We start from the raw sequence: 4,588 nt of genomic DNA on the forward strand, positions 1-4,588 counted from the left end.
CGGCTGGGCGTGGCCATCGACACCGCGGCGGCCTGACCATGCGGCGCCTGCGCTCCTCCCGCTTCCGCGGCACCGTGCTGGCGCTGGCGCTGGCGCTCGTGCTGGTGGGGACCGGGGGGCCCGCGCCGGCCGCCGAAACACCCCCGGTACGCACGCTGCGCTTCGAACAGCTCAGCGTGGAGCAGGGCCTGGTGCAGGAAAGCGTGATGGCGATCGCGCAGGACGCGCAGGGCTTCATGTGGTTCGGCACCCAGGGCGGCCTGGCGCGTTACGACGGCTATCGCGTCACCAGCTACCACCGCGAGCTGGATAACCCGCGCAGCCTGCTGAACAACTTCGTGCGCGCGCTCCATGTGGACCGCAAGGGCCGGCTGTGGGTTGGCAGCGACGGTGGCCTGGACCTGTGGGAGCCGGCCACCCGCAGCTTCCGCCATTTCGTGGCCGAGGAAACGGTCAAGCGCGGAAATGGCAACCTGCACATCCACGCGATCGCCGAGGACCGCAAGGGCGGACTCTGGATCGGGACCGGCGACGGCCTGCAGTACCTGGACCCGGAGACCGGCAAGTTCCGCTTCTGGCACCACACCATGGACCCCAATTCGCTGGCCGACGACCGGATCAGTTCTCTCGCGCTGGTGCCGGATGGTCGCCTGTTCATCGCCACCGGCGCGGGCGTGGACAGCCTGGACACGGCCACCGGCCGCTTCGAGCATTACCGCAGCACCGGCCCGGGTGCCCCCGCCGCCAGCGAGATCCAGCGCGTGATGGCCGATAGCCACGGCACGCTGTGGATCACCAGCCGCTCGGGGCTCGAGACGCGCCAGCTCGCCGACCCGCACGCGGCCCCGCGCCGCTACGGCCCCGCCGATGGACTGGACCAGCCCTTCCTGACGGTCCTGTACGAGGACCCGGACGGCGACGTGTGGATCGGCTCCCAGGGCGGAGGGCTGTACCGCTGGCAGCGCGACCAGAAGCGCTTTGTCCACTTCCGCCACCTGCCCAACGATCCCCACAGCCTGGCCGACAACCAGATCGCGTCCCTGTACCGGGACCGCGTGGGCACCTTCTGGATCGGCACCTGGTTTGGAGGCGTGAGCCGCGCGGACATGGTCAGCGGCGGCTTCTCGCGCCTGGTGCAGCAGGGGGATACCGGTACCGCGCAGGCTCTCAACAAGACGCGCTCCGTCGCGGTCGACGCCCAGAACTACCTGATCGCGGCGACCCACGCGGGCCTGTTGCGGATCAACCCGGCCACTGGCGACGCCACCCGCCTGCCGCTCGACCCGGCGGTGCGCGGCCTCGCCTCCGACCCGGTGGTGACGGTGGCGGAACTGGACCGCAACGGCGTGATCTGGTACGGCACCCACTATGGCCTGAGCAGCTACGACCCGGCCACCGGCCGCCACGTCACCAAGTCCTTTGGCGATGCCGACTCGGACAATATCCGCTACCTGCGCTTCGACCGCGCCGGCACGCTGTGGGTGACCACGCGCGGCGGCCTGTACGCGGTCGATCCGGTCACGCGCAGCTGGCACGCCTGGCGCCACGATCCGGCCGATCCGGCCAGCCTGGCGGACAACAACGCGCGCCCCCTCCTGGAGGACCGGCAGGGCCGCATCTGGGTCGGCAACTTCAATGGCCTGGACCTGCTGGAGCAGCGCGACGGCACCAGCTTCCGCCACTTCCGCAACGACCCGGCGCGCGCGGACAGCCTGTCGCACGACGAGGTCCACTACCTGCTGGAAGACCACGCGGGCAACATCTGGGTCGGCACCGCCGATGGCCTGAACCGCATGAGCATCAAGGCCGACGGCACGGCCGTGTTCCGGCGCTACTCGTCCGCCGATGGCCTGGCCGACACCTCGATTTCGGCGATCCTGGAGGATCTGGCCGGGAACATCTGGGTCAGCACCAATTCCGGAGTCTCGCGCCTGGATGTGAAGACGGGCCGCTTCCGCAACTACGGCGCCTCCGACGGCACCGTGGAAGGCGGATACCTCGACGGCTCGGCGGTGCGGGGGCGCGACGGAGCCCTGTACTTCGGCGGCTTCAAGAACGGCATCACCGCCTTCCAGCCGAGCGCCATCGAGGACAACCTGATCGCGCCGCGCGCCGTGCTCACCGACCTGCAGATCTTCAACCGCCCGGTGGCCGCGGCCCGTCCCGGCCTGCTCACCGGACCGATCGAGGACGCCCGTGCGATCACGCTGCAGGCTGACGACTCGGTGTTCTCGCTGGAGTTCTCGGCCCTGCATTACGCCGCGCCGGCGCGCAACCGCTTCGCCTACAAGCTGGAAGGGTTCGACCGCGACTGGGTGTACGCCGATGCGTCGCGCCGCTTCGCCACCTACACCAACCTCGATCCGGCCACCTACGTATTCCGGGTGCGCGCCGCCAACAAGGACGGCGTGTGGGGGCCGGTCAGCGCGCCGCTGACCATCGAGATCCTGCCGCCGGTGTGGAAGACCTGGTGGTTCCGCACCGGCGCGGCGCTGCTGGCGCTGGGCGCGGTGGGGGCGGGCTACCGCCTGCGCCTGTCCGGCCTGCGGCGCCAGAAGGACCTGCTGGCGCGCCAGGTGGACGAACGCACCGAGGAGATCGGCCAGCAGAACCGCCAGCTGGAGCGCCAGGCGGAGGAACTGCGCCAGCGCCGCGAAGAGGCCGAGGGCCAGCGCGCCGAGGCCGAGCTGGCGCACCGCCATATCTCGACGCTGTCCGAGATCGGGCGCGAGCTGACCGCGTCGCTGGACCTGAACACCATCATGTCCACCGTCTACCGCCATGTGCAGCAGCTGATGGATGCGACCATGTTCGGCATCGGCTTCTACGATGCGCAGTCCGAGACCATCGACTTCCCGTTCTCGATCGACCACAACGTGCGGGTGCTGCCATACCGCCGCCTGTGCTCGGACCAAAACCAGTTCGCGGTGTGGTGCCTGACCTGGCGGCGCGAAGTCTTCATCAACGACCTGGATGCGGAATATGGCCGCTACCTGGAGTCGCGCGATGCGGTCAGCCACTTGCCGACGGTGCGCGTGGACGGCCTGCCGACAGCGCACGAGCAGTCGCTGATGTACGTGCCGCTGGCGGTCAAGGACCGGCTGATCGGCATCATCTGTGTGCAAAGCCCGCGCAAGAACGCCTACGAGCAGGTGCACCTGGACATGCTGCGCACCCTGGCCGCGCATGCTGCGGTCGCCTTCGACAACGCGCGCGCCTATCGCGAGCTGGAAGATACCCAGGCACGCCTGGTGGAGCAGGAGCGCCAGGTGCGGCGCCAGACCGACGAGCTGGCCCGGGCCAACACCGCGCTGCAGGAAAACGAGGAGCGGCTGTGGCTCGCCAAGCAGCGCGCCGAGGATGCGACGCGGCAGAAGTCCGAGTTCCTGGCCAACATGAGCCACGAGATGCGCACCCCGCTGGCGGGCGTGATCGGCATGCTGTCCTTCGCGCTGCGCGATCCGCTGCTGCAGGAGACCACGCGCGGCCAGATCCTGCGCGGGCAGGCCAACGCGCAGGCGCTGCTCACCATCATCAACGACCTGCTGGACTTCTCCAAGATCGAGGCGGGCAAGCTGACCATCGAGAACATCGACTTCGACCTGCTGGACACCATCGGCAACGTCAGTGCGCTGTTCGAGGAGCAGGCGGGCGCGCACAGCGTGGACTTCGACATCGGGCTGGCGCCGGACCTGCCGCGCTTCGTGGTCGGCGACCCGACACGCCTGCGCCAGGTGCTGGTCAACCTGGTCGGCAATGCGTTCAAGTTCACCAACGACGGCTTCGTGCGGCTGCAGGTGGAGCGCCTGCCGGGTGCGGGCACCGTGAGCCTGATCCGGTTTTCGGTGCAGGACACCGGCATCGGCATTGCGCCGGATGCGATCGCGCGCCTGTTCCAGAAATTCGAGCAGGCCGACAGCACCACCACGCGCCGCTACGGCGGCACGGGCCTGGGCCTGGCGATCTGCCGCCAGCTGGTGCAGCTGATGGGCGGCGAGATCACCGTGGACAGCAAGCTAGGCGTGGGCAGCCTGTTCACCTTCACCGTGCCGCTGGCCGATGGCGTGGAACCGCCGCTGGTGGTGCAGGTGCCGCGCCAGCCGCACACCCACCGCCTGCGAGTGCTGTGCGCCGAGGACTTCCCGACCAACCAGATCATCATCCGCATGATGCTGGAGGATTTTGGCCATCGCGTGGACATCGTGGAGAACGGCGCCCAGGCGGTGGCCGCGTGCTCGCAGCACCACTACGACGTGATCCTGATGGACGGCCGCATGCCGGAGATGGACGGGGCCACGGCCGCGCGCCTGATCCGCGCCGGCGGCACCGAGGACGCGCCGGTGCTGGACCGCGGCCTGACCATCGTGGCGCTGACCGCCAACGCCAGCGAGGAGGACCGCCACCGCTACATCAGCGCGGGCATGGACGAATTCCTGACCAAGCCGCTCGACGAGGAAGCGCTGCACCACTGCCTGTCGCGCACCATCGAACGCCAGCTGGCGCGCGGCGTGGTGCTGCCGCTGATGTCCGAACCGCCGCCGGACAGCACGAAGTCGCCGAGGCTGATTTCCTCGTCGACGCAGCGGTC

At 69.4% G+C, this 4,588-nt stretch carries 1 protein-coding gene; it reads left to right on the forward strand.

Annotation, left to right across the window (positions count from 1 at the left end; genetic code table 11):
* Positions 1-38 precede the first annotated feature (38 nt).
* On the forward strand, positions 39-4,588 hold a 4,550-nt coding region (locus tag E4L96_RS15555; protein WP_135208133.1), incomplete at its 3' end, for a two-component regulator propeller domain-containing protein.

This window comes from Zemynaea arenosa, assembly GCF_004614185.1.
In the GTDB taxonomy this organism is placed as follows: Bacteria; Pseudomonadota; Gammaproteobacteria; order Burkholderiales; family Burkholderiaceae_D; genus Telluria; species Telluria arenosa.